This is a genomic window from Mycobacterium sp. ENV421, from assembly GCF_002887815.1.
GTDB lineage: Bacteria > Actinomycetota > Actinomycetes > Mycobacteriales > Mycobacteriaceae > Mycobacterium.
Window position 1 is genome coordinate 269,579 of the sequence record NZ_PDHO01000004.1, and the last position, 23,339, is coordinate 292,917.

General features: G+C 67.1%; 22 protein-coding genes and 1 pseudogene. 4 read left to right on the top strand and 19 right to left on the bottom strand.

All coding sequences use genetic code 11. From position 1 onward, the window contains the following. Positions 1 to 80 precede the first annotated feature (80 nt). Genes CRM90_RS07635 through CRM90_RS07645 form a run of 3 tightly spaced genes read left to right on the top strand, consistent with a single transcriptional unit; the run spans position 81 to position 2,545 of the window. Positions 81 to 494, top strand: a complete 414-nt coding sequence (locus CRM90_RS07635; RefSeq protein WP_083118996.1) for a hypothetical protein — start codon at positions 81 to 83, stop codon at positions 492 to 494. 54 nt (positions 495 to 548) lie between these two features. After that, entirely contained in the window at positions 549 to 1,448 is a 900-nt protein-coding gene (locus CRM90_RS07640) for a metal-dependent hydrolase (protein WP_102806380.1), read from the top strand. Further along, a complete protein-coding gene (locus CRM90_RS07645) occupies positions 1,445 to 2,545 on the top strand; it encodes a PDR/VanB family oxidoreductase (RefSeq protein ID WP_102806381.1) in 1,101 nt (366 codons plus the stop codon). Before CRM90_RS07640 ends, CRM90_RS07645 begins: the two co-directional genes overlap by 4 nt. On the opposite strand, the gene CRM90_RS07650 is transcribed toward CRM90_RS07645, so the two are convergent. Next, positions 2,546 to 3,856, bottom strand: a complete 1,311-nt coding sequence (locus CRM90_RS07650; RefSeq protein ID WP_102806382.1) for an NAD(P)/FAD-dependent oxidoreductase — start codon at positions 3,854 to 3,856, stop codon at positions 2,546 to 2,548. Positions 3,857 to 4,075: 219 nt separating this feature from the next. On the opposite strand from CRM90_RS07650, the pseudogene CRM90_RS07655 reads away from it, so the two are divergent. Next, positions 4,076 to 4,555, top strand: a pseudogene (locus CRM90_RS07655) (hypothetical protein); the annotation flags it as partial. Positions 4,556 to 4,597: 42 nt separating this feature from the next. Here CRM90_RS07655 and CRM90_RS07660 read toward each other — a convergent pair. The 18 genes from CRM90_RS07660 to CRM90_RS07745 form a co-directional block, all read right to left on the bottom strand. Beyond that, positions 4,598 to 5,749: a phosphatase PAP2 family protein gene (locus tag CRM90_RS07660; RefSeq protein WP_102806383.1), complete on the bottom strand. Its 1,152-nt coding sequence runs from the start codon at positions 5,747 to 5,749 to the stop codon at positions 4,598 to 4,600. Between the two features lie 126 nt (positions 5,750 to 5,875). Further along, a complete protein-coding gene (locus CRM90_RS07665) occupies positions 5,876 to 6,433 on the bottom strand; it encodes a hypothetical protein (protein WP_102806384.1) in 558 nt (185 codons plus the stop codon). Between the two features lie 65 nt (positions 6,434 to 6,498). Beyond that, positions 6,499 to 6,984, bottom strand: a complete 486-nt coding sequence (locus tag CRM90_RS07670) for a MarR family winged helix-turn-helix transcriptional regulator (protein WP_102806385.1) — start codon at positions 6,982 to 6,984, stop codon at positions 6,499 to 6,501. A 39-nt stretch (positions 6,985 to 7,023) separates the two neighbouring features. Then, positions 7,024 to 7,512, bottom strand: a complete 489-nt coding sequence (locus CRM90_RS07675; protein WP_102806386.1) for a YetF domain-containing protein — start codon at positions 7,510 to 7,512, stop codon at positions 7,024 to 7,026. Next, the gene (locus CRM90_RS07680) at positions 7,509 to 8,201 is read right to left on the bottom strand and encodes a DUF4396 domain-containing protein (protein WP_233209208.1); all 693 of its coding nucleotides are present in this window, start codon (positions 8,199 to 8,201) and stop codon (positions 7,509 to 7,511) included. The genes CRM90_RS07675 and CRM90_RS07680 overlap by 4 nt, the downstream gene beginning before the upstream one ends. 249 nt (positions 8,202 to 8,450) lie before the next feature. Beyond that, on the bottom strand, positions 8,451 to 8,981 hold the full coding sequence (locus CRM90_RS07685) for a TetR-like C-terminal domain-containing protein (protein ID WP_233209209.1): 531 nt from the start codon (positions 8,979 to 8,981) through the stop codon (positions 8,451 to 8,453). 256 nt (positions 8,982 to 9,237) lie between these two features. Next, positions 9,238 to 9,669: a D-aminoacyl-tRNA deacylase gene (gene dtd, locus CRM90_RS07690; RefSeq protein WP_102806388.1), complete on the bottom strand. Its 432-nt coding sequence runs from the start codon at positions 9,667 to 9,669 to the stop codon at positions 9,238 to 9,240. A 27-nt stretch (positions 9,670 to 9,696) separates the two neighbouring features. Beyond that, positions 9,697 to 11,133: an aldehyde dehydrogenase family protein gene (locus CRM90_RS07695; RefSeq protein ID WP_102806497.1), complete on the bottom strand. Its 1,437-nt coding sequence runs from the start codon at positions 11,131 to 11,133 to the stop codon at positions 9,697 to 9,699. A gap of 27 nt (positions 11,134 to 11,160) precedes the next feature. Next, positions 11,161 to 12,873 carry a thiamine pyrophosphate-binding protein gene (locus CRM90_RS07700; protein WP_102806389.1) on the bottom strand — a complete coding sequence of 571 codons (1,713 nt, stop codon included), beginning with the start codon at positions 12,871 to 12,873 and terminating at the stop codon, positions 11,161 to 11,163. A gap of 19 nt (positions 12,874 to 12,892) precedes the next feature. Beyond that, positions 12,893 to 13,840 (bottom strand): acyl-CoA dehydrogenase family protein, encoded by a 948-nt coding sequence (locus CRM90_RS07705; RefSeq protein WP_102806390.1) that lies wholly within the window; start codon positions 13,838 to 13,840, stop codon positions 12,893 to 12,895. Between the two features lie 25 nt (positions 13,841 to 13,865). Beyond that, positions 13,866 to 15,041 carry an acyl-CoA dehydrogenase family protein gene (locus CRM90_RS07710; protein WP_102806391.1) on the bottom strand — a complete coding sequence of 392 codons (1,176 nt, stop codon included), beginning with the start codon at positions 15,039 to 15,041 and terminating at the stop codon, positions 13,866 to 13,868. Beyond that, the gene (locus CRM90_RS07715; protein WP_102806392.1) at positions 15,038 to 15,955 is read right to left on the bottom strand and encodes a Gfo/Idh/MocA family protein; all 918 of its coding nucleotides are present in this window, start codon (positions 15,953 to 15,955) and stop codon (positions 15,038 to 15,040) included. The genes CRM90_RS07710 and CRM90_RS07715 overlap by 4 nt, the downstream gene beginning before the upstream one ends. Continuing rightward, positions 15,952 to 16,878, bottom strand: a complete 927-nt coding sequence (locus CRM90_RS07720; protein WP_102806498.1) for an acyl-CoA dehydrogenase family protein — start codon at positions 16,876 to 16,878, stop codon at positions 15,952 to 15,954. The genes CRM90_RS07715 and CRM90_RS07720 overlap by 4 nt, the downstream gene beginning before the upstream one ends. Positions 16,879 to 16,883: 5 nt before the next feature. After that, positions 16,884 to 18,056 (bottom strand): acyl-CoA dehydrogenase family protein, encoded by a 1,173-nt coding sequence (locus CRM90_RS07725; RefSeq protein ID WP_102806393.1) that lies wholly within the window; start codon positions 18,054 to 18,056, stop codon positions 16,884 to 16,886. Further along, entirely contained in the window at positions 18,053 to 19,210 is a 1,158-nt protein-coding gene (locus tag CRM90_RS07730; RefSeq protein ID WP_102806394.1) for a CaiB/BaiF CoA transferase family protein, read from the bottom strand. The genes CRM90_RS07725 and CRM90_RS07730 overlap by 4 nt, the downstream gene beginning before the upstream one ends. Then, positions 19,207 to 20,121, bottom strand: coding sequence for an SDR family NAD(P)-dependent oxidoreductase (locus tag CRM90_RS07735; protein WP_102806395.1), 915 nt, complete (start codon positions 20,119 to 20,121; stop codon positions 19,207 to 19,209). Before CRM90_RS07735 ends, CRM90_RS07730 begins: the two co-directional genes overlap by 4 nt. After that, entirely contained in the window at positions 20,121 to 21,962 is a 1,842-nt protein-coding gene (locus tag CRM90_RS07740; protein ID WP_102806396.1) for a flavin-containing monooxygenase, read from the bottom strand. Before CRM90_RS07740 ends, CRM90_RS07735 begins: the two co-directional genes overlap by 1 nt. Beyond that, positions 21,959 to 23,332 carry an aromatic ring-hydroxylating oxygenase subunit alpha gene (locus CRM90_RS07745; protein WP_102806499.1) on the bottom strand — a complete coding sequence of 458 codons (1,374 nt, stop codon included), beginning with the start codon at positions 23,330 to 23,332 and terminating at the stop codon, positions 21,959 to 21,961. Before CRM90_RS07745 ends, CRM90_RS07740 begins: the two co-directional genes overlap by 4 nt. Between the last annotated feature and the right edge of the window lie 7 nt (positions 23,333 to 23,339).

Genomic DNA, 23,339 nt, shown 5'->3' on the forward strand with positions numbered 1-23,339 from the left:
GAGGCTGGTGTGATCTGCTCGCAGAGCGACCTCCAAGCTCCCTGGGCTATGTTCGACCGCAGACACAGACGGAGGTTGGAGTGAAAAGGCTCATCCTGGTGGCCGCCGGCGCGCTTGCCGCAAGTTCGGCAGCAGCCGCCCTCAGCATGGGGTCCAGCAGCGCCGACCCGAATGCCGGCGGAACGATGAACATCCTCGGCGAACCGTATTACAAGGCGGTCGCGATCCTGCACGCCCAAGGCATCTCGACGGTCTTCGGCGGCTCGGTGGGCAGCGACGTTCCGCAGGCCAAGTGCATCGTTCAGAGCCAGAAATACCTGGCCAGCGGCAAGATGTCGCTGATGCTGAACTGCACCAAGGCCGCCCAGCCCGACGCGCCGGCGCCCAGCGCACCGGGTTCGGCCCCTGCTCAGCAGATCCCGTCCGACGGTGGTTCCCGCCCGACTCCGGGCGCTCCGGGAACCGTGATCGTCACGCCGACTCAGGTCGGCTGACCCGGCTCCGATACGGGCTAGACTCCTCGGCAGCCACTGCCGGGAGGTTTGCCCATGCTGCGCCCACGTCGCTTCGACCGCGAGATCGATCCGGGCCCGGTGCAGATCCAGGCCCGTAAGGTCGCTTTCGACGTGTCCGACGCGCCGTTGCACTGGATTCCGGGGCACCCGGTCGCCTCACATGTGGTCGGCCTGCTCCACGTCGTCCTCCCGGTCGCGGAGCGCTGGTTCGTCGCCACCTACAACGAAGCGCTGCCGCTGGTGAAGGATCCGCGGCTGGCCGAGGACATGCGCGGGTTCATCGGCCAGGAGGCCACCCACGCCGACACCCACGACCAGGTCCTGCAGGAGCTGATGGTGGCGCGCGGCGTGGACGCCGAGCCGATCCTGCGCCAGCTCGACTACGTGTTCGGTCAGGTGCTCTCGCCCAGCACCTCGAGTGACCCACGGAAGCGGCTGAACAATCTGTGTGACCGCCTGTGGCTGATCGCGGCGATCGAGCACTACACCGCCGTCCTGGGCGACTTCGCGCTCAACTGCGCCTGGGACGACTTCGGCGCCGACCCCACCCTGGTCGACGTCTTCCGCTGGCACGGCAGCGAAGAGGTGGAGCACCGCAACGTCGCGCACGACGTCGCGGTCTACTTCCATGACAGCTATCTCGACCGGATCCGCTCGATGGCCATGGCCGTGGTGCTCATCGCCGGCTTCTTCAACCGCGGCAGCTGGTACATGTGTCGCACCGACCCGACGCTGGACATGAGCTGGTGGCGAATGCAGCGGCTGCGGGCCCGCGACTCCAAGCTGGGTCTGCTGCCCAAGTACCGCACCCTGTTCGGCACGACGACGCTGACTTACTTCCGGCCGAACTATTCACCCGAGGACGTCGGGTCCACCGCGCAGGCGGTCGCCTATCTGGCCAGCTCGCCGGCCGCCCGCGCCGCGCACCTGTGAGAGACCGGCTGGGGTCCGCGCCGCCGAGCGCGTCGGGCCGTACTCGCCACGATCCGCTGCTGCGCCTCACCGACGCATCGATCAGGGCCCTGTGGGCGATCAGCGGCGCGGTGCGGCGCCCGGCGATGCCGCAGGCACGCGAGCGCACGTTCACGCTGCAGGTCGTCGACCGTCGGGTGGTCGCGCGGGATCAGAACGTGGTGGCACTGACGCTGGCGATGCCGGATCGACGACCCCTGCCGGCGTGGCATCCCGGCGCGCATGTGGACATCCGGCTGCCCAGTGGGCGCATTCGGCAGTACTCACTGTGCGGCGACCCCGCCGCGCCCACCAGCTACCGGATCGCGGTGCGGCGCATCCCCGATGGTGGTGGTGGATCGATCGAGGTGCACGACGATCTTGAGGTCGGGGCGACGGTGACCACCGGTGGCCCGCGAAATGCGTTCCCGCTCACCGTTCCCGGCTACGGCTCCCCCGCCCGGCAACTGCGGTTTATCGCCGGCGGTATCGGTATCACCCCGATCCTGCCGATGCTGGGGCTGGCGCAGCGGCTGGGTATCGACTGGTCGATGATCTACACCGGGCGTAGCCTCGAGTCCATCCCGTTCCTCGACGAGTTGGGCGAATTCGGTGAGCGGGTGCAGATCCGTACCGACGATGAACACGGAATTCCGACCGCCGCAGAACTTTTGGGCGCCTGCCCGGACGGTGCAGGCGTCTACACCTGCGGGCCGGCGCCCATGCTCACCGCCATTCGGGAAGCCCTGGCCGGCCGCGACAACGTCGAATTGCACTTCGAGCGGTTTGCCGCGCCGCCGGTGGTCGACGGCACGACGTTCACCGCGACGGTGGCCTCGACAGGTGTCACGGTGGCGGTGCAACCAGAGCAGACCCTGCTGTCGGCGCTGCAGCGCGAGCACGTCGCGGCACCGTACTCCTGCCAGCAGGGCTTCTGCGGCACCTGCCGCACCCGCGTCATCAACGGCGTTGTCCAGCACCGGGATACGCTTCTCACCGAACCCGAGCGGGCCGAGGGAATGATGCTGACGTGCGTGTCACGCGCGCCCGACGGCGGCCACCTGACGCTGGATCTGTAGTCAGTCGGCCTTGAGCATCGGAATGCCCTCGCTGGTCGAGAACTGGGCATCTTCCTGGCTGGCAAGCCCCATCGACACCAGCGTCCTCGGGAAGATCAGGTCGGTGAGGTAGGCCAGCGCGACCGCCCACCGGTTGACGCCACGCGGGATCGCATACAGGTGATAGGCACGGGTGACGGCTTTGGCGGGCAGGCCGGAGACCTGGATGTTGAGCGGGTTGGCCACAGCCTTGCGCGGGCCGAGATCGACGACCAGACCCATGTTGCGGTGCCGGTAGTCCTTGGAGGTACCGAACCCCAGGCTGGCGGCGACGTTGCGCGCCAACGCCTTTCCCTGCCGTACCGCATGCTGGGCGGTGGGCGGGGTGATGGCGCCGGGCTGGGTCAGGTCGGGGACGGCGGCGGCGTCGCCGGCGGCGAAGACGTCGGGGTGGCCGGGCACCCGCAGGTCCGCGCCGACCTTCAGCCGGCCCTTCTCGGTCGGCAGGCCGAGCGTCTCGATCAGCGGTGCGGCGGTCACCCCCGTCACCCAGGCCACCGTCCGGGTGTCGATCCGCGAATCATCGCTGAGCACAACGTGATCGGCGTGCACTTCCTTCAAGGTGAGGCCCAGCCGAACGTCGATGCCGCGGTCGCGCAGAACCTCCCGTGCGGCTTTCCCGAGCTTCTCACCCACTTCGGGCATCACCTGTTCGGCGAGGTCGAGCAGCAGGAAGCGCACCGATTGCGGGTCGAATCCCATCTGGCGTGCCGCGGCGTCGGCCAGCGCCCGCAGCTGGACCACCAGTTCGGTGCCCGAATACGACGCGCCCACCACCACGACCGTGCGTCGTGCTGCGGCCACCGCGGGGTCGGAGTCGATACCGGCCAGTTCCAGCTGCTCGAGGAAGTGGTCGCGCAGGTACAGCGCCTCGGCGATCGATTTGAGACCGCGGGCGTAGGTGGCCAGGCCGGGAATGTCGAAGAGCCGGGTCACCGAGCCGGGGGTGAGCACCAGCCGATCCCAGGACAGTTCGTGGCTTCGACCCTCGGGGTCGGTGTAGCCGAGCGTGTGCGCCGTCAGGTCCGCGGTGTCGACGCGACCGCGGATCACCTGAACCCCGGGCAGCGTGCCGGCCAGCGGGATGGACACGAAGCGCGCGTCGACAAGGCCGCCGGCCACGTCGGGCAGCAACGGCGTATAGAGCATGTAGTCGATCGGCGAAATGAGGGTGATCTGCACATCTGCGCTGTGCCGATGTAAGCGACGCTGCAGCCGCCGCGCGCACTCGAACCCGGTGAAGCCGCTTCCCACCACCACGACGGACGTCATCGGGCCAGTTATACCCTCACCCGGCGAATACAAACTCACGCTTGGGACTGTTGCGCCGCGCCGTGCCGACCGAGCAGGATGGGTAGCCCTATGGCACGTTCGCTGGGTCTGCTGTCTTCGGTCTGGTCGTCGGCGGCGACCTTCCCGGTGAGCACCGGGGCGGCGATGGCGTACCGCACCCTGTTCATGACCATCAAGCGGTTGGTGGTCGGGCGCACGATGACGGTGCGCCTCGACGGCGGGGACGTCACGCTGACCGTCACCGAATTCAACTCCCGCCTCGATGTCCGTGGTCTTGCCGTCGGCCAGTTGAATGACGTCCGGATCACCGCGACCGACATCCGTTGGGGCAACCATCATTTCGAGGGCGCCACGATGGTTCTGCACAATGTGCACTTGAAGCCGGGTGTTCCGCCGGTACTGGTGGCCGCGCCGGTGGAGGTGACCATGGTCCTCTCCACCCAGGCGCTCAACGCGGTGTTCTCCGAGTCGCTGCCCCGACTGTCGGGTCATGTCGACGACGACGGCATCGCGCGGTTGCGCTGGACTCGCCACCCCCGGCTGGGCAGTGTGGAGGTCGATGTGGAGTTGGACGGCTCCACGTTGTGGTTGCACCCGCGGGCGCTGCGCACCACTCGGCGCCGGTGGGCGTTACCGACGCGGTTGCCGTCCTACCCGGTGCGGCTCCCGGAACTGGCCAGTGGCCTGACCCTGACCAGTCTGTCGTTGGGGCCCAGCTCCTTACAGCTGACCGGTAGCCTCCCGCAGTGGCGGGCCGAGGTGCCCAGGGCGCGCGTCGAGGACGTTCTCACCCAGCTCAGTGCTGTCGGGCGGCCACTCAATTTCACCGGCCGGTCCCGCCGCAGCTAGCCGGCGGCGCTCGTAGCGCCGGACCGCGAGCACCGTCACTGCGGCCAGAGCCCACCCGAGCAGCAGATCGATGACATAGTGCTCGGCCGCGTACACCAAGGTGAAGGCCATGATCATCACGTAGCCGGCCAGCAGCGGCCGCCAGCGCCGGGCGACCCGTCCCCACAGGAATGCCGCGATCATCGCCGACAGGCCCGCGTGCAGCGACGGGATGGCGGCGACCAGGTTGACGCTGGCCTGGCCCTCGTCGAGCAGCGCGCGGGCCACGTCCAGATGCAGCATCGCGAAGCCCCGGCTGGAGATCCGCTCCACGACGTCGTTGGCGCCCGGGTGCTGGGTGGTCACGGGCCCCAGCAGCCCGCCGTCGGCATGCGGCACCGGGCTGAACATGCACGGCGGTGCGGATGGACCGCCTGCGACGTCGGCCGGCTCGCAGCGGGCCGCCGCCCAGGGCGGCGCGGCGGGCAGCACCGCATAGATGGCCAGCGCGGCGAACGACAGCACCACGAAACGCCGGACGAATGCCTTCCACTCCGCCCGGTCGCGCAGCCACAGCACGCCCGCCACCACGTACGGCAGGATGAAGAACGACATGTACACCGTGCTGATCACCACCTCCCACCAGGGCGGGGACGGCATCTTGAGGTGTTCCTGAAGCCACACGGTGGGCACCGCGCCGAACATTCGGCGATCCACCTCCGGTTGCCACACCCACTGGGTGGGGGTGCCGATCAGCCCGGCCGCTCCCCTGCTCAGGTCGTACACGATCAGCACCACGGCGAAGGGCAACCAGTCCCGCACGATCAGCAACACCCGGCGCCTGCCGATGCTGGCGGCCAGCAGCCCGGAACACACGTAGAGCAGCACGAGTTCACGATTGAGCGCCAAACCGTTTGCGGCAGTCCACCATACGATGCCGGCGAGCCAGACTCCGATGGCGGCGCGCCGGATCAGCGCGAGCCGGCTGGTGTGGGGATCCGGATCGCGCTGCGGCGCTTCGGGCTCGACGTCGACGGCGGTCATCCCCGTCCACTCAACCCGTTCATCGCATGGGGTTACCCGCTTTACGCAAGATTTCGTTCAGACGCCGTTAATCCGGCGGTCGCGGGCCCACCGGACGGCGGGTTGCCCCCAGAGCCACCGAGCAATTCAGTCCCAGGCTGAGGCAACAGCCTCTTCGACGTCGATGACCTTTGCCTGTTGCGACGCCGGGCTGTCGATCTCGTCGGCGACGTATGCCGCGACGAACCGACGGATCTCGGTGTCGACGCCGGCCACGATCCGCAGGATCTCGCCGCGCACCGATTTCGAGGTCACGTGCACGGCGATGTCAGAGGGCCTCGGCTTCGCGACGTCGATGACCAGGGTGAGCGGTTCGGCCGCGCGGGCGGTCGCCCGCAGCGCGATATCGCCGTCGACCTTGAACCGCTGCTTGTCGACTCTGAGGTCCACGATCAGCTCGATCACCAGCGGGATGCGCACGTTGAAGGTGATGGTGTCGCCGACGCTGCGCCGGGCGGTCGGCTGTTGGATTTTCACTTTGGCGGTGACCTTGGCCAGACCACCGGGCCCTTGGGCCATCGGGCCCATCTCGAATTCGCCGCCGGCGATCTCGGCGAACGCGGCAGCCACCCGTTCCTCGGTCACCGCGATTTCGAAGAACCGGCGCCCGAATTCCTCATAGGTGACGAAGCTGTGCGATTGCATAGAGGTCTACGTTCTCACGTCTGATGTGGACCCGAGAGCGCGGACCGGTAACAAATCGGTTCGGGTCAGGCCGGCGGCCACACCAAGTGGAGCCCGGCATCGTCGGCCGGTTCACCGGCCGCGACCGCGAAGGTGTCCAGTGCGTTGACCACGGACTGCCGCTCCTTGACGCTCATCGCACGCAGCGCCCGGGTGATCGCGCGCCGGCGGTGCCGGTTCATTTTGCGGACCAGTTGCCGTCCCTCGGTCGTGAGCGACAGCGATATGTTGCGCCGGTCCGCCGCGGAGTCCTGCCGGTGCAGGAAGCCTGCCTTGATCAGCCGATCGCAGATCCGGCTGGCGTTCGACGGGCTGATGTCCAACGCCGCGGCGACTGAAGCAAGGTTCAGCGGGCCCTGGGTGTCGATCATCACCAGCACCCGCAGCTGTGGCACCGTGACGACTTCGGAGATCTCGGCTATCGAGGCGGCGGCGATACCCACCAGTGCGCGGGAGGCCCGCAATACCGCATCGACATCTGCCGACGACGGCCCGTCGATTGACTGTTGCACGCCCGGCCCCCCTCCTCATTGATGTTCCGGCCGCGGCGCTCACTCGTCTTTCGCGGCCAGCACCGACACCACACCTTTCTCTTCGAACAATGCCAGATGAACGTGCCGCGGGCTGCGATGGCCGTGTTGTCGCAGCACCGCGTCGAGGTCGGCGCGAGTCAGCCCGCTGCGCCGCAGGTTTCGTTCGTCGACCTCGCCATCGCGGATGAGCACGCGAAGCGGCGGATCCACAATGCGCCGCAAGGCCGGAACGAACCGCATCCGGACGACCGCTGCATGCGCCGCGATCAACGTCGCCAGCGCCGCGGCTCCGGTCAGCCATGCGGTGTCGGGCGCGGTCGCCGTCCGGCCCACGACTGCGCCGACTGCGACTGCGGTCACCCAATCGAACGGGGTGAACTCCGCGATCGCACGACGTTGGGTGAAGCGAAACGCCGCGGCGGCCGTGACGAAGAGTGCCAACGCCTTGGCAGCCGCCCACGGCGCTTGGTGCCAGTCGCCTATCAGTGCGTGCGCCCAGCCGTTCACATCGCCTCCTTGACCCCTCGTCTGATCAACCACACGTTGGCCGGCCACGCCGTCGCGAAGCCGATGATCATGCCGATCTGCATCAGAAACCAGTACACGGGATTGTTCGGATGCAGCGGATGGGAGCCGAAGAAGACGAACGACATCAGCGCCATCCAACCGAACAGCCCCACCTCGAAGGCGGTCAGTGACAGCACATCGGCCTTCGCTGCCTGGGTTAGCCCTTTGCGCAGTCCCAGGCCGCGCATCGGGGCGATGGCGAAGTACTGGAACAGAATTCCCAGCGCCAACGCCGCAGTGTAGTCACCGATGTACTCCGGCAGCAGCGCTCGTCCGGCCAGCTGCAGGGCCAGGGCGAATACCGCGAATTCGGCGATGATGTCCCCGAGAGTGCATCCTGCCCCGCAGTGACTGACGCCGATCGCGGTGGTGGCCCAGCCCGGCTTTCCGGGCGGGTTGTCGCGCCCGTGCTCGGCCAGCCACCTGCCACTCTGTGGCCTTCCGAAGCGCCAATACATCCATACCGCGATCGGACCGAAGTACAGGCCGGTTACCGGCCATACCGCCTCCATCACGCGCATCCGCTGCCGGTGGCCGCGTGCGTAGATGTCGAAAACAATGATCAGAGAACTGATTCCGGCCAGCGCCAGCGCGCACCAGGACAGCACCGTCAGCCACGCGGGCGCCACGCCAGCCTCCTGAGACCTCGGGACTTCACCGGTACAACCGACGCCACCAGGTATCGGCTCAACCCGCCCGGTATGGAACGAGGTCCCATCCCATTGCGATGCATGGAAGTGCGCGTACCCGGTCGGCGGCGATGAATGCCCGTGACGGCCACACCTTAATCGAGGCCTCATCGAACGCTTAGATTAGTTGCGCACAGACAATTGTTTCTTGACGGTAAGCATGGACATCGTGCTCAGCGACAGCCGAGCCTAATGTTTCGCAACGGCGTGCCACGCCAGGTCGGCGATCGCGGCGCAGTAATGCTCGGCGATCGGCTCCCGGGTGTAGAGAGCGCGGACATTGATCGGCGCCAGGACGAGCTGCATCGCGGCGATCGTGTCGACGCCGTCCCGCAACTCGCCACGCGCGGCAGCCCGATCGAACACCGACCGGATACTGGCGAAGCGCCGCATCCAGAACGCCATCCGGGTGTCGTCTGCGAAGGCGGCACGGTCGTCCACCACCAGTGCTCGAAGCAGACTGCGCCCGACCGTGTCGTTCACCTGCTGGGCCACCGTGGTGGCCAACGCTTGCAGGTCGGTGCGCAGGGATCCGGTATCCGGTGCGGTGAGGACGTCGTTGCTCCAGTACAGGAGGGCCTCCAGAGCGAGCCGGCTGCCGTCCCCCCAATATCTGGTGACCAGCGACTCGTCGATGCTGTGCCGCGAGCACATCGTCGGAATGTCGAAGCGCTCCAAGCCCCACCGGGTGAGCTCGTCGTAGGCGGCTGTCATCACCATCTGCCGGACGTCATCGGGGACGCCGGCATCCGTATGCTCCGAGTCGCCTTCGATTGGTCGACCTCCGTCCCTGCCATTGGTCAGCTGCCAGTCAACCACTTCTGCCGGTCGGCTCGGATCGGATTGCGGCGCAATTGCCGACCAGGCCCGCAGGCAGCCGACGGCCAGGTAACTTGGCTGGGTTGGAGCCATGGCCGAAACCGCCCGCGCATCCCGGGTTCCCGCGCCTATGAGGCTCTGCGTCAACAGGTTTCGGTCACAGCTCCAGCAGCACAGTGACCGGGCCGTCATTGACCAGCGCCACCGCCATGTCGGCGCCGAACACGCCGGTTTCGACGTGGGCGCCCACCTCCCGCAGCGCATCGGCGAAGGCTGTGACGAGCGGCTCGGCGACGGCGCCCGGCGCCGCCGCGTTCCAGGTCGGCCTGCGACCCTTCGCGGTGTTGGCGTACAGGGTGAACTGGCTGATCACCAGGATCGGCGCGCCGATGTCGGCCGCGGACCGTTCATCGTCGAGAATCCGTAACTGCCATAGCTTTTCGGCGAGCCGGCGGGCGATGGCGTCGGTGTCGGAATGGGTGACGCCGACCAGGGCCAGCAGGCCCTGACCGGACGGCCGGATTTCCCCGACCACCTCACCACTCACCGACACCGAGGCCGACGTCACCCGCTGCACCAGCACCCGCATGGATGCCGATGCTAATGCGTGCCCTGGCTAATCCCCGCTGCCGACGGGCGCGTACCCGAGGATCGCCTTGGTCTCCAGGAAATCGGCGAAACCCTCTTCGCCCCACTCCCGGCCGTTGCCGCTGGTTTTGTACCCGCCGAAGGGGGCCTTGATGTCGAACGCGTGGTTGATCGCGACCGCGCCGGCCCGGATGCGCCGGGCCAGCGCACGCGCCTGGTCCAGGTCGGCACCGGAGACGTACCCGTAGAGGCCGTAGTCGGTGTCGTTGCCGATCTCGACGGCCTGGTCCAGGTTGTCGTAACCCAGGATGCACAGCACCGGTCCGAAGATCTCCTCGCGGGCGATCGTCATGTCGTTGTTCACGTCGGCGAACACCGTCGGGCGCACGTAGTAGCCGGTGTCGAGGCCCTCGGGACGGCCCGGGCCGCCGGCCACCACCGTCGCGCCCTCGGCGATGCCCTTCTCGATGAGGCCTTGTACTTTCTCGAACTGCGCGCGGGAGGCCACCGGCCCGATGGCCGAGCTGTCGGACAGGTCGCCGACCTTGACTCCCTCGGCGGTGGCTTTCGCCACGGCTACGGCTTCGTCCATCCGCGACTTCGGGACCAGCATGCGCGATGGCGCATTGCAGCTCTGCCCGGAGTTCATCATCATCACCGCGACGCCGGCCGCGACGCTCTGGCCGAACGCCTCGTCGTCGAGCACGATGTTGGGGCTCTTCCCGCCGAGTTCCTGGCTGACTCGCTTGACGCTGGGGGCGGCGTTGCGCGCCACCTCGATACCGGCCCGGGTCGAGCCGGTGAACGACACCATGTCGATGCCGGGATGGCTGGACAGCGCGGCGCCGACGCCCGGCCCGTCACCGAAGACCATGTTGTAGACGCCCGCGGGAAGCCCTGCGGCGTCGATGATCTCGGTGAAGATCTGCCCGGAGAACGGCGCCACCTCGGACGGCTTGAGCACCATGGTGCACCCGGCAGCCAGGGCCGGGAACACCTTGCAGGCGATCTGGTTGATCGGCCAGTTCCACGGCGTGATGAGGCCACACACCCCGACCGGCTCCTTGACCACCATCGTCTGGCCGCGCTCGGTTTCGAAGCTGTAGTTCTTCAGCACGTCGATGGCGGTCGACAGGTGACCGAGACCCATCATCACCTGCGGCCCCGCCGCCAGCGTCGGAGGTGCGCCCATCTCCTCGTGCACCGCGTCCGCGAGATCCTTCAGACGTTTCTGGTACTCGTCGAGGATCGTCTGCAAGACGTCGAGGCGGTCTTCCTTGGAGCTGACCGACCACGTGCCGAATGCCGTGCGGGCCGCTTTGACCGCCTTGTCCACGTCGGCGTCGCTGCCGATGGCGATCGTGCCGCCGACCTGCTCGAGTGTCGGGTTGTCGACGTCGAGCGTCCGCAGCTCGACCGGATCCACCCACTGGCCATCGATGTAGAACTTCAGATATTCGCGCATGATCACATCCTCCTCAATCCGGCTGGGTTATTGGGTGCCTTCGGCGTACCAGGTCCTGAATCGGTCGTACTTCGGCATCTCTTCGGAGTTGGCCTTCGGGTCGATGCACACGTGCACCACGCCGACTTTTCCACTGGCGTAGGCCCGGGCGATCGCCGGACCGATCTCCTCTTCTTTCTCCACATACTCACCGTGGCAACCGAAACCTTCGGCGATCTTGTCCATCCGGACATCCTTGCTCCAGTGCACGCCGGGTTGCGGGGACGGCTGGTCGAAGGTCCGCTTGTACACGCCGACCTCGAGACCCCACTGATGGTCGACGCCGACCACACACACCAGCGGCAGGTTCTGCCGGGCTGCGGTCTCCAGCTCGGCGATGTGGAACAGGAACGCCGAGTCACTGGTGAGCAGCATGACCGGGCGCTTACCGCCCTCGGCCACCGAGGCGCCGACGGCGTAGGGCAAGCCGGTGCCGAGGTGACCGAAGTTCTGGTTCCAGATCACGTCGCGTGGCTTGGTCTGCGAATACGTCCACTGAAAGATCACGGTCGCCCCGCCGTCGCGCACCAGGATCCCGTCGTCGAGGTCGTCGAACGCCTTGGTCGCCTCGACGACGTAGCGAGCCGGGTGCACCGGGGTGCGTCCGCTCGGTGCTTCCTCGGCGACCCGGACCAGCTCGGCGGCGTCGGCTTTGATCAGCGTCTCGAGGTTGGCCGACACCGACCGCGGGGTGTCCCGCAGCGCCTCGACCAGCTGGGGGACAACGCCGCGCAAATCACCGACCAGCGCCACGTCGACGGGCCGGTTGACACCGATGGCGGTCGGGTCCTGCTCGACCATCACCCATTTGCGGGTCGCGTTGCCTGCGGCCCAGTGCTGGGTCTTGCCGTAGTGCATGGGTTCGCCGAGTTCGGTGCCCAGGGCGACGCACAGGTCGGATTCCTCGACGGCGGTGTTGGCGGCCGGGGAGAACAGGTACGGGAACGTCCGGTCTTGCAGCCCGGGGATGAACGAGGTACCGCCCGAGGTCTGGATCACCGGGCAGGCCATCAGTTCGGCCAGCTCCTTGACCTCCTGCTGGGTGCGGGAGGTGTGCACGCCGTGACCGACCAGCAGCACCGGGCGCTGGGCGTCGCGGATCAGCCTGACCGCCTCGGCCACCTCACGGCTGCCAGCGCCCTGGTTGACCAGCCGGTAGGCCGACGGCGGCGGCGCGTCGTCGACGTCCAGCTCGTCGAGGATGATGTGCGACGGGAACTCGACGTAGGTCGGTCCCGGGGTGCCCGACATGGCCTTGCGAATGGCCTCATGGATGATCTCGTCGGTCTGGTCGGCGTACTCGATTGAGCTGCTGTACTTCACCGATGCGGCGAAAAGTGGCTCCTGCTGCACGAATTGGATGCGTCCGCGCCGCACCCGGCGCTCGGTGACCCGGGCCCGCTGCCCACCCAGGAAGATGACCGGGGAGTTCTCGACGAGTGCGCACTGGATGGCGCCGGCGATGTTGGCCATGCCCGGGCCGAGCGTTCCGATGCACAGGCCGGGCTTGCCCGTCATCCGGGATGCGGCCTCGGCCATGAAGCCGGCGCTCAGCTCGTGGTGCGGCGCCACAACCGACCACCCGCGGGCGTCCGCTTCGGTGAACATGTGCACGAAGTTGGGATCCGGGATGCCGAACAATGTGCTCACGCCCTCGGCCTCGAACAGGTCGAGAATGCGTTTGTAGACCGGTACACCCATGCGAAACTCCTTGATTCCGTTACAGATAGCGTTGTGCGAGTTGGTGACGATGCGCTGCGGGAGAGCCGAACAACGAACGATTCAGCGCGGCCCGCTTGAGGTAGACGTGGACGCCGCTTTCCCACGTGTAGCCGATGCCACCGTGCAGTTGCATCGCCTTGCCTGCCACGTCGACGGCAGTGCTGCACGCGTACGACTTCGCCATCGCGGCCGCTGCCCCCGCATCGGGTTGGTCACCGGCGACGGCGTGTACGGCCGCGCGGACCAGTTGGCGGGAGACCGCGATCGCCACATACATGTCGGCGCACGCGTGTTTGACAGCCTGGAACGAGCCGATGGGCCGGTCGAACTGGTGTCGCATCGTCACGTAGGAGACGGTCGCGGCGAGCATGGCCTCGGCCACGCCGAGACTGTCGCATGCGATGGCGGCGGCGGCCCTATCGCGTAGCCGGCCGATGGCCGACTCGTCGACGAAACTCAGCGCTGCTCCTGGGTGTTCGACCGTCACGCGGGCCAGGCGGCGGGTCTCGTCGAGCACCGGCTGCGGGGTGACGGACGCAGTCGCCTCGGTGACCCCGGCGTCGGTGACGACCAAGATCGTGTCGGCGCCCTCGGCGTCGGGCACGAAATCGAACGGCTCGAAGGCAACCGCCACTCGGGTGCTGCCGGAAGCTGTTTCGGCGAGCAGACGGTCCCGGGTCTCGCTGGGCGCCAGGCTGTTCAGCACTCCGACGGCCAGCACGGCGCTGCCGAGAAAGCTGGTGGCGCTGGCCGCCCGGCCCATCTCCGCACAGATGACCGCCGCCTCGGCGAACGTCGCGCCCGCGCCACCGAGGTGTTCGGGTACTTCCAGCCCGGTCCAGCCGGCGTCGGCGATCACCGCCCACTCGACCGTGCGCTCCTTGGCCAGCAGAGCGCCGGCCACCGATCGTAGGTCGGCATGGAACTGTTCGAAATGGTCTGCCATCACGCTGCGCCTGATTCTCGCGGTCTCACAAGGCCCCGCTCGGACTCGGTTCGCGCGGCAACCCCAGCCCGCGTTCGGCGATGATGGTGCGCTGAATCTCGCTGGCGCCACCCGGAATGGTCCATTCCCAGGATCCGATGAAGTCCAGCATCCACGCCCCGGACTCCCAGCCGCTGGACGCGGGTTTGGTGAGTGTGGTGTGGGCGGTCAGCCCACCGATCTCGGCGCCGAAGTCGGTCATCCGCTGCAGCAGTTCGCTGTAGAACAACTTCACCACCGAGGCGTCCGCCGCCCCGACACCCTCGGCATCGTGATTGAGCACCAGGTCACGGCACAGTCCGCGCAAGCCGGCGATCTCGATCTCGATATGCGCCAGGCGATCGGCGACCCGCTCATCTGTGATCGGCGAGCAAGCCTGCACCAGCCGGCGGAAGCCCGCAGTCCCCAGCCGCTCGGCCAATTCCAGCATCGTCATACCGCGCTCGGCGCCCAGCGTCGCCTGGGCGACCTGCCAGCCCTCGTTCTCGGCGCCGATCAGATTGGCCGCCGGAATGACCACGTCGTCGAGGAAGATCTCGCAGAAGTGCGACTCCCCCACGGCGTTGCGGATCGGCCGCACCTCGATACCCGGTGTGGTCATGTCCAGCAGGAAGTAAGAGATCCCCCGCCGTTTCGGCGCCTCCGGATCGGTGCGGGCCAGCAGCAGACACCAGTCGGCATGCAATCCCCCACTGGCCCAGATCTTTTGACCATTGACCACATAGGTGTCGCCGACGCGTCGGGCGGTGGTACGCAGGCTGGCCAGATCGGATCCGGCTTCGGGTTCGGAGAATCCCTGCACCCAGATCTCGCCGTCCAGGATGGCGGGCAGGTGGCGGCGGCGCTGCTCCTCGGTGCCTGCGACCAGCAGAGTGGACGCGGCGTGGTGGATGCCGACGAACGCCAGGACCAACCGCGGGGCGTCATGCGCGGCGAGTTCGGAGTACAGCACGATCTGCTGGTCGACCGGCATTCCGCCACCCCACTGCCCCGGCCAGTGCGGGACGGCGAAGCCCGCGGCGTGCAGTTCGGCGAACCAGGCTTTCTGGAAGGCGACGAAATCGGCGTCGGTGACGCCGGTTTGGGCGGACCGCCAATCGGTGGGCACATGGCTCTCGCACCATGCACGCACCTCGGTCCTGAAGTCCTCGAGATTCGTCATGAATTGGCCCGCAGCTGGTCCATGGCGTGCGCCACGGCCGCACCGTCGTCGAACGACGGAGCGATCTGCGTACCGGTCCGTATCGCCTCGACCACCGTGCCGAGGAACGCGGACAATGCCGGCGGCGGTGACCGTCGCGGTGCAGGCGGGAATTCGAACGCTTGCGGATCCTCGCCGCGCCGATACACCACCAGTGCCGTGTCGCCGGTCAGCTCTACGGAGCCGGCGCTGCCGAGCAGTGTCGCGCGCGGCGTGAGGGCAACCGCCCCGGCGAAGCCGGTGTCGTGGGAGGCGGTGCAGCCGTTGGCCATCCTGAACCACGCCGAGTACGCGTCCTCGGCGGTCGCCTCGGGCGCCGAACCATCGATCCGCGTGACACCCCCGCAGTCGGCCACCTCGCTGTTGAACAACCACCGCGTGTAGTCGATGAGGTGCGAGCCGTAGGCGCCGATCCAACCGCCACCGCGCTCACGGTCGTTGATCCAGCCGTACTCGCGTCCGCGTAGTCCGCTTCCGTAGAACGTCCAGTTCAGATGCACTGGCGTGCCGATCGTTCCATCGCCGGCCAGCTGTTTGAGCTTCGCCCACGCCGCGGTGAACCGGAACTCGAAGTTCAGGAAGTTCAGCACTCCCGCTTCCCGTGCCCGGTCACGCATGGCCTCGGCCTCGGCGGCGTTGCGGCCGAACGGCTTGTCGCAGAGCACGGGGTGTCCGTGATCGATCGCGGCGTTCACATGATCGACGTGCATGAACGGTGGCGAGTGCACCGAGACCAGATCGACGTCCGATGCGATCGCCGTCCGCACCGCGGACTCGTCACGTGGGCTGATCACGTCGACGTCGAGGCCGAGACTCGAGTAGACCGGCGCGGCAGCGTGCTTGCCGAAGCCGGTGCCGATGACAACGACCTTCATGCGAACAGTCCTGTCAATCCGGCCCCGCCCACCCTGCGCGTCAGCAGGTCCCGCGTCGCGGACAGGCCGGACGGGAGCCGCCGCAGCGGCTGGCTGTGGCGCGAGAGCCAGGACAGGGTCGTCTCGTCGCAGAACCCCACCGCACCGTGCAGCTGATGACACACCCGAAAGACGATCTCCGCGGCTTCGAGAGCCGACATTCGCAGGGCGAGAGCATCGTTGCACGCGTCGGCGCTGTCGCTTCCGATGCTCCACAGCGCGTACTTGGCGAGAATGTCCAACCCGCTGCGCTCGACTTCGGCGTCGGTGAGCTGGAACTGCACGCTCTGAAATGCCGACAAGGTCTGACCGAATTGCTGCCGCAGGCTCACATGCGCAACTGTCAGCTCGATCGCGCGATCCAGCATGCCCAGCAATGTCCAGCACTGCAACGTCAGTGCCAAGGCGACGTCCCCGGCGCCGTTCTCATCGATCGCCGACAGCTGCAGCTCTGTGACGAATGCCGGCCCGGCCGCGGTATGGCCGGTCACGTGTGCTCGCGCGCCGTCCAGGGTCACTGCTGCCCAACGGGTTTCGAGGCCGGCCAGAGTCGCCGACGGTCGGCTGCCTGCCACGACCACCAGCCCGTCGACGTCGAGGTCGGCGGGAGCGGACAGACGCTCGGCCACCGGGTAGGGCACCGCCCAGTAGCCCGCGCTGCGACACAGAGCCGCGGCGGCTTCCAGACTGTCCGGGTCGGTGCGAGGGTCGAGCTCCCACGCGCCCAAGCCCGAGAGGATCGGGCCGACGAGAGACTCTCTGAGGCCCGGCTTGGCCGGGTCTTTTTCGGCCTGCTGCACGAGTTGGTCCCCGCCCGCGGCCTCGAAGGCCCGACGTGCCTGAAGGCCGAACTCTCTGGCCTCCGCGCTGAGGTCCAGCACCATCGAGGTCATTTCGCCGCCGCCAGCAGAGAACGGGACAGTAGGATGCGCTGCATCTCGATGCTGCCCGAGGACACTGTGGAGGCCTGCGAGTACTTCCAATGGTCATCGACCTCGCCGAGGAACCATCCCGCCCGCGGGTCGTCGTGTGACACCTCGGCCGCGATGTCCATCAATACCTCTGCGCTGTCCTGATCCAGCTTCGTGACCGCGATCCGGTAGGCGGCAGCGTCGCCGGGCCGGACCCGACCGGTGCTCTGGAGTTCCACGATGCGGTAGGCCATCAGCCGCGCACGGCGGCAATGCGTCAACATCCGCACCCATCTGCCGCGCAGTTCAGCGGACACGTCATCCCAGCGGTCGCCGAGAACCGTTGGTGCCGCCGCCAGTAACCGTTCACACCGCGCGTACCGGGCGATTCCCACCCGCTCGAACGAGGTCACCTCCTGCACGATCGACCATCCGTCGTCGACCGTGCCGAGCACATCCGCCGCGGTGACCCGCACGTCCTCGAGGAACACCTCGTTGAGGTGATGCGGGCCCATCATGGAGCGGATCGGCCGCACTTGGATCGCGGGATCGTTCATCGGGACCAGGAATATCGTCAGGCCCTGTTGTTTTCTCTGCGTTGCGCCTTCTCCCACTTTGGTGGTGCGCGCCAGCAGGAAGCACCACTGCGCCATGGTGGCGTAGGACGTCCAGATCTTCTGACCGCTCACCAACCAGCCGTCGCCGTCCCGCCGCGCGGTCGTCCGCAGTGACGCCAAGTCCGACCCGGCCTCCGGTTCCGAGAAGCCCTGACACCAGATCACGTCGCCGCGGGCGATCGCCGGAAGATGGGTGCGCTGCTGGGATTCGGTGCCGTGCCGCATGATGATCGGTCCCACCCAGTTGACCCCCATGTACTGCGCACCGCGCGGTTCGTGGTGCGCCCACATCTCCTCGCGGACCACGGTCTGTTCCCACACCGAGACGCCGCGACCGCCGAACTCCTTCGGCCAGGCCGGGCAGAGCAGTTCGTGCGCGGCCAACGTCTTGCAAAACCGTTGTGCGACATCCAGATCCGCGGGGTCATCGGTGAACGCCCCGAGGTATCCATCCGGGACATGGTCTTTCACCAACTCACGCAGCTGTGTGCGCAGTGCTGCCGCTGACGCGCCCATGTCGAAGTTCAGATTCATCGGCTCTCCACTTCCGCCAGACCCAGCTCGGCCAGCACGGCCTCGGTGTCGGCGCCGAGTTCGGGTGTGGGCCCGGCGATCCGGCCCGGAGTCCGGGAGAACCAGGTCGGCACGCCCGGCATCCGAACCGGACCCTGGGGGGTGGGCACGGTCTCGAAGAATCCGACCGCATTGAGCTGTTCGTTGTCGAACAGCGCCTGGGGCGAATTCAGCGGTGCGGCCGGAATCTCGAGCTCGACGAACAACGTCAACCACTCCTCGGTGGTGCGTTCGGTCATGGTCTGCGCCACCAGTGAGTACACGGTGTCGATCTCGGCGGCCCTGGCCGTGAGCGTCGCGTATCGCTCGGTAGCCCAGGCCGGCTGCACGGCGCCGATGAAGCTGGCCCAGTGCCGGTCGTTGTAGATCAGCGCCGAGATGTAACCGTCCTTGGTGCGATACGGCTTTCGATTCGGCGCGACCGTCCGGTGGTACAACGCGGGCCCGAGGGGAGGGTCGAACATCGCGCCGTTGGCGTGCTCGACGAGCATGAACGAGGCCATCGTCTCGAACATCGCGACTTCGACCTCCTGACCTTCGCCGGTCCGCTCGCGGTGGAACAGCGCCATCGTCGTCGCATACACCGCGGTGAGTCCGGCGACCTTGTCCGCGACGATCGTGGCGACATAGTTCGCCTCACCGGTCAATTCGGCCTGCACGGCCGGCAGGCCGCACTCGGCCTGAATGGTGTCGTCGTAGGCGGGACGGTCCCGGTCGGGTCCGCGGCGGCCGTAGCCGTAGCAGTTGGTGTAGACGATCGACGGGTTGATGGCGGCGACGTCGTCGTAGCCGAACCCGAGTTTGGTGATCGCCTTCGCGCGCATCGAGTGGATGAACACGTCGGCACGCGCGATCAGCGCGCACAGCGCGGCCCGACCCTCGTCGGATCGAAGATCAAGTACCACACTGCGTTTGCCGCGGTTGACGTTGACGAACACACCACTGAGCCCCGGTACGGGGCCGACCGAGACGTAGCGGGTGTCATCACCGGCCGGCGGCTCGACCTTGACGACGTCGGCGCCCATGTCGGCCAGGATCTGGGTGCAGTAGGGTCCCATCACCATCGCGGTGAGGTCGACCACCCGGATCCCCGCCAGCGGGCCGCTGCTGTTCATACCGTGCCCCTTGCCATAGCGAAGCTGTGGCCGATGTGCGCGTGGTGGCCGTCGGGGACCACCGGGAACATGAGCTGCTCCCCGAGGTCGCGAATCTGGTCGATACGAGCGCCCACGTCGTCGACGGTCCACGCCGGCTGGTAGACCCCGGCGCTCTCGACGACGGCGACCCGGGCCACCCGTCCGGCGATCGCGGTGAGAATTTCGCCGGTGACCGAACATGATTCGTGCGCCAGCCAGCCGACCACGGGAGCGACCAGCTCAGGACCCATCGGCGGGTAGGCGGAGGTGTCGATACCCTCGGCCATTCTGGTAACCGCCGCCGGGACGATGACATTGCAGCGCACCCCGTGGTCGGCGCCCTCCAGCGCGACGACGTTGGACAACCCGATCACCCCGGCCTTGGCCGCGGCGTAGTTGGCCACCCCGTGGTTGCCGTACAGGCCGCCGATCGACGACGTGAGGACCACTCGACCGTAGCCGGCCTGACACATCGACGGAAACGCAGCGCGCACAACGTGAAAAGCACCGCGCAGGTGAACGTCGAGCACCGCGTCGAAGGTCTCGGCCGTCATCTCCGACAGCGGTGCGTGGCGGACGTTTCCGGCGTTGTGAATCAGGACATCCAAGCGACCGTACGCCTCGAGGGCCGCCGCCACGATCGCCTGGCCACCGTGGGCGCTCGCCACCGACTCCGACGACGCGATCGCCTCCCCGCCTGCTTCGGTGATCTCGTCGACCACCTGCTGAGCCGGGCCGGTGTCGGTGCCCTCACCGGTCAGCTCCCCGCCCGCGTCGTTGACCACGACCTTGGCACCCAGTCCGGCGAGCAGCAACGCGTACTCGCGACCCAGACCCCGGCCTGCGCCGGTGATGACGGCGACCCGGTCGTCGAATCGTGCCGGTGCCATCAGGTTCCGAGTACCAGGCCGTCGAGATCACCCGTGCCCCGCCACTGCTCGAGGAGTTCATCGAAGGCGTAGAAGCCGGGCGAGTAGAAGTCACCGAGGAAAGCGCCGTTGTCCTTCGCGCCGCCCTGGCCCTCGTTGTTGTAATACCCCGGCGTGCAAGACAGTTCGAACGCGGAGTTGTCGATCGACAGCTCACGGACCGTGGTGACCCAGGCGTCCTGACCTTCCTGACTCGGCTCGACGGTGGTCGCGCCGCGATTCTGGGCCTCGGCGATGATGTAGGCGATGTGCTTGGCCTGTTGCTCGAACATGGCGGTGGTGTTGGCCGAGACTCCGCCCTGGATGAAGCCCATGAAGAACTGATTGGGGAAGCCGCGACTGGTCATGCCGTGCAATGTCGAGTAGGCGTCGTGCCAGTGGTCGAACAACGACAGCCCGTCCCGCCCCACGATGGCGTCGATCGCGAATCGACGGCTGATCTCGGTGGAGATCTCGAAGCCGCTCGCGAAGATCACGCAGTCGACCTGGTATTCGACCCCGTCCGCGACGATCCCCCGCTCGGTCAGCCGTTCAACGCCTTTGGACGCCGACACGTCGACGAGGGTGACGTTGGGACGGTTGAACGTGGCCAGGTAGTGCTCACTGGACGTCGGACGCTTGCACATGAAGCGGTAGTAGGGCTTCAGCGCCTCGGCGGTGGCCGGATCCTCGACGACTTCGGCCACCAGACGGCGCAGCCGCTCCATGATCTTGAAGTCCTCCTCCTCCCGAAACGCCATGATCTGCTCGATCGACACCGAAGCTGGATCCTCGGTCGCGGCGATCCGGGCGGTCAGGTTCCGTCCGAGCTCGGTCCAGAAGTCGCACACCAGATCCGGTTCACCGAATACCACACCGACGAACGGCGACCAGTTGTGGAAGTTGCGCTTGCGTTCTTCCTGCCAGCCGGGTTGCAGCGACGCCGCCCAGGCCGGATCGGTCGGCGGATTGGTGCGCGCGTCGACCGACGACGGCGTGCGCTGGAAGACGAAGAGCTCCTTGGCGTCCCGGCCCAGATGCGGAACCAGCTGAATGCCGGTGGCACCGGTGCCCACCAGCGCGACGCGCTTGTCGGCCAGTTTGTCCAAGCCACCGTCCGCGCTGCCGCCGGTGTAGTCATAATCCCAGCGCGCGGAGTGGAACACATGGCCGGCAAAGTCTTTGATCCCCGGGATACCCGGCAGCTTCGGCCGGTTGTAGGAGCCCTGCGCCATCACGACGAACCTGGCCCGGATGTCGTCACCCCGGTCGGTGCTGATCCGCCAGCGGTGCGTCTCGTCCTCCCAGCGCAGTTCGCGCACCTGGGTGGAGAACAGCGCTCCGTCGTACAGGCCGAAGTGCTTGCCGATGTTGCGGCAGTGCTGGAATATCTCGGCGCCGTCGGCGAATTTCTTCGACGGCATGAAGCCCAGCTCTTCGAGCATCGGGATGTAGCAGTAGGCATCGTTGTCGCACTGGATCCCCGGGAACCGGTTCCAGTACCAGACGCCGCCGAAGTCACCGGCCATCTCGATGACCCGGATGCCGTCGACGCCGGCCTTCTTCAGGTAGGCGCCCGCCAGCAACCCGGCAAAGCCGCCGCCGAGCACCACCACATCGACATCCTCGATGATCGGATCACGCTGCACCACCGGCGTATACGGGTCGACTTCGTAGAACTCGGCGAAGTCGCCCTCGAGCTCCAGGTATTGCGCGGAGCCGTCCGGACGTAGTCGCTTTTCCCGCTCGACGCGGTACTTCTCCCGCAGCGCATCGATGTCGATGTCGTCGGGTGTCCGGGTGGGTCCACAGTCGGCGGTCATCGGCCGGTCTCCTCTGCGAGCGGTCGCGGCTCCCCGGTGCCCATGTACTTCGACAACTGGTAGTGCAGGTTGACAGTGCTGCGCTCGCGATACGGATTGGGCTGTGTCCCGGGGAAACCCAGCGACTTCATCCCCTGCTGGACGGCGGCCATGTTGGAGAAGTCCTGGGGTAGGACGCTGCGCCACCGCGGATCGCCGACCGGGGTGTACTCCCATTCCGTCTGGGGCTCGGCGCCTTTGGGGTACAGCTCGAACACCGACACCTCGAAGATGCACTTGTCCGGGTCATAGCCCGGGTCGGGGCGTGCGCCGTAGCACAGCGCACTGGTCAGGCCCTGTCCGATCTGGAAGTTCGGGAACAGCTGCCATGCGGTGCCGCTCTGCCCAAGGATGTCGGCAGGGATGGTCGGCCAGAAGACCCCGCGCGCCTCGTCGTCGCGCCGCGCGGAGGCCAGCCAGTGCTCCAGAACCTTGTCCGCCGGGGTGCCCTCGGGCAATTCGTCGACGAGTCGCAATGCGGCGGCCACCAGGGTCTGCGTGGTGGTGGCGTTGGTTTCCTCCATGGTGTACACCTGCATCTCCGCGGTGGAGATGCGGGGGTCGCCGGTCCCGAGCCTGATCTTGGACTTCGTCTCGGCCATCTCCTCCGGAGCGTCGTAGCCGATGTTGCTGTGCCTGCCCTGCGCCTTGGCCCAGCCCTTGAATTCACCGAACCTGTTGAACTCCGGGTGTGTGGTGAAGACGTGATAGGTCTCGTTGAACGCTTCCAGCGCGACTTTCCAATTGCAGTCGAAATGCACCCATCTGCGCCACTTGCACCGCATGTTCTCCAATCCGAACGGATCGAGGATCTTCGCGGCCGGGAACAGGTAGTCCGCCAACGGTTCGCAGTCGGGGTCCATGTTGACCCACAGCCAGCCACCCCAGGTGTCGACGTTCACCGGCCGAAGCCGGGTGTTGTCCGGATTCAGCGCACCCTTCCAATCGGCTTCTTCCCGGATGTGAGTGCAGGCGCCGTCCAGACCATAGGTCCAGCCGTGGAATCCGCACACGAACGACTTGCGTGCCCGTCCGACAGCATGTTTGGCCCCCGGCGGGGTGTCCACCAACCGGCGGCCGCGGTGCATACACACGTTGTGGTGCGCCGCGAAAGTGTCCGCCCCCGTTCGCACGACGATGATCGAGTCGTCGAGGATGTCGTACGTCAGGTAGCTGCCCACCTCGGGCAGTTCCTCCACCCTGCCGACCTGCTGCCAGACCGTGCGCCACAGCTTGTCGCGTTCGGCGCGGGCATACTCCGGTGAGATATAAGCATCGACATCGATGGTCATCGGCTCCGCGAGCTCTTCGGCACTTTCCAGTTCGCCCATCATCACT

What these genes read in the sequence shown, in the direction of transcription:
- CRM90_RS07640 (WP_102806380.1), top strand. Translation starts at nt 549, where the DNA reads ATGCTGCGCCCACGTCGCTTCGACCGCGAGATCGATCCGGGCCCGGTG.
- CRM90_RS07650 (WP_102806382.1), bottom strand. Translation starts at nt 3,856, where the DNA reads ATGACGTCCGTCGTGGTGGTGGGAAGCGGCTTCACCGGGTTCGAGTGC.
- CRM90_RS07660 (WP_102806383.1), bottom strand. Translation starts at nt 5,749, where the DNA reads ATGACCGCCGTCGACGTCGAGCCCGAAGCGCCGCAGCGCGATCCGGAT.
- CRM90_RS07665 (WP_102806384.1), bottom strand. Translation starts at nt 6,433, where the DNA reads ATGCAATCGCACAGCTTCGTCACCTATGAGGAATTCGGGCGCCGGTTC.
- CRM90_RS07685 (WP_233209209.1), bottom strand. Translation starts at nt 8,981, where the DNA reads ATGGTGATGACAGCCGCCTACGACGAGCTCACCCGGTGGGGCTTGGAG.
- dtd (WP_102806388.1), bottom strand. Translation starts at nt 9,669, where the DNA reads ATGCGGGTGCTGGTGCAGCGGGTGACGTCGGCCTCGGTGTCGGTGAGT.
- CRM90_RS07695 (WP_102806497.1), bottom strand. Translation starts at nt 11,133, where the DNA reads ATGCGCGAATATCTGAAGTTCTACATCGATGGCCAGTGGGTGGATCCG.
- CRM90_RS07700 (WP_102806389.1), bottom strand. Translation starts at nt 12,873, where the DNA reads ATGGGTGTACCGGTCTACAAACGCATTCTCGACCTGTTCGAGGCCGAG.
- CRM90_RS07705 (WP_102806390.1), bottom strand. Translation starts at nt 13,840, where the DNA reads ATGGCAGACCATTTCGAACAGTTCCATGCCGACCTACGATCGGTGGCC.
- CRM90_RS07710 (WP_102806391.1), bottom strand. Translation starts at nt 15,041, where the DNA reads ATGACGAATCTCGAGGACTTCAGGACCGAGGTGCGTGCATGGTGCGAG.
- CRM90_RS07715 (WP_102806392.1), bottom strand. Translation starts at nt 15,955, where the DNA reads ATGAAGGTCGTTGTCATCGGCACCGGCTTCGGCAAGCACGCTGCCGCG.
- CRM90_RS07720 (WP_102806498.1), bottom strand. Translation starts at nt 16,878, where the DNA reads ATGGTGCTGGACCTCAGCGCGGAGGCCAGAGAGTTCGGCCTTCAGGCA.
- CRM90_RS07725 (WP_102806393.1), bottom strand. Translation starts at nt 18,056, where the DNA reads ATGAATCTGAACTTCGACATGGGCGCGTCAGCGGCAGCACTGCGCACA.
- CRM90_RS07730 (WP_102806394.1), bottom strand. Translation starts at nt 19,210, where the DNA reads ATGAACAGCAGCGGCCCGCTGGCGGGGATCCGGGTGGTCGACCTCACC.
- CRM90_RS07735 (WP_102806395.1), bottom strand. Translation starts at nt 20,121, where the DNA reads ATGGCACCGGCACGATTCGACGACCGGGTCGCCGTCATCACCGGCGCA.
- CRM90_RS07740 (WP_102806396.1), bottom strand. Translation starts at nt 21,962, where the DNA reads ATGACCGCCGACTGTGGACCCACCCGGACACCCGACGACATCGACATC.
- CRM90_RS07745 (WP_102806499.1), bottom strand. Translation starts at nt 23,332, where the DNA reads ATGGGCGAACTGGAAAGTGCCGAAGAGCTCGCGGAGCCGATGACCATC.